Origin of the sequence: Pseudomonas sp. RL (assembly GCF_000647775.1) — a bacterium.
In the GTDB taxonomy this organism is placed as follows: Bacteria; Pseudomonadota; Gammaproteobacteria; order Pseudomonadales; family Pseudomonadaceae; genus Serpens; species Serpens flexibilis.
The window spans coordinates 1-512 of the sequence record NZ_JBOY01000212.1 but is presented as its reverse complement, the minus strand read 5'-3'; the positions used below and the strand labels follow the sequence as shown (position 1 = coordinate 512).

The 512-nt window shown below is 73.8% G+C and carries 1 protein-coding gene; it reads right to left on the bottom strand.

The window, feature by feature from the left end; translation table 11 throughout:
• Positions 1 to 512, bottom strand: a 512-nt coding sequence (locus AS93_RS0118280; RefSeq protein ID WP_027591915.1) for a molybdopterin molybdotransferase MoeA, incomplete at both ends; no start/stop codon positions are given.

Genomic DNA, 512 nt, shown 5'->3' with positions numbered 1-512 from the left:
CCAGCGCGGTGATCAGCGCCGCCGCCGGGTTGCCGGGCAGGCCGAGCCAGGGGGTGCCCCCCACGCTGCCGAAGGCCAGCGGCTTGCCGGGCTGGATGGCCAGCCGCCACAGGTGCAGCTCGCCCAGCTCGGTCACCGCTTGCTTGAGATGATCCTCCTCGCCCACCGAGACGCCGCCGGAGCTGACCAGCACATCGTGCTCGGCCGCCGCGCGGGCCAGGGCGTCGCGGGTCAGCGCCAGGTCGTCGGGCATCACCGGCAGGTCGTTGACCTCGCACCCGAGGCTGCGCAGCACGCCCAGCAGGCTGTAGCGGTTGGCGTTGTACAGCTGGCCCGGCTGCAGCGCCTCGCCCGGCTCGCGCAGCTCGTCGCCGCTACTCAGCACGGCGACGCGCAGGCGCCGGTACACCTTGACCCGCGCCAGCCCGAAGCTGGCCAGCAGGCCCAGCTCCTGGGCGCGCAGCTTCTTGCCCTGTTCCAATACCGGAGCGCCGGCGAGCAGCTCCTCGCCC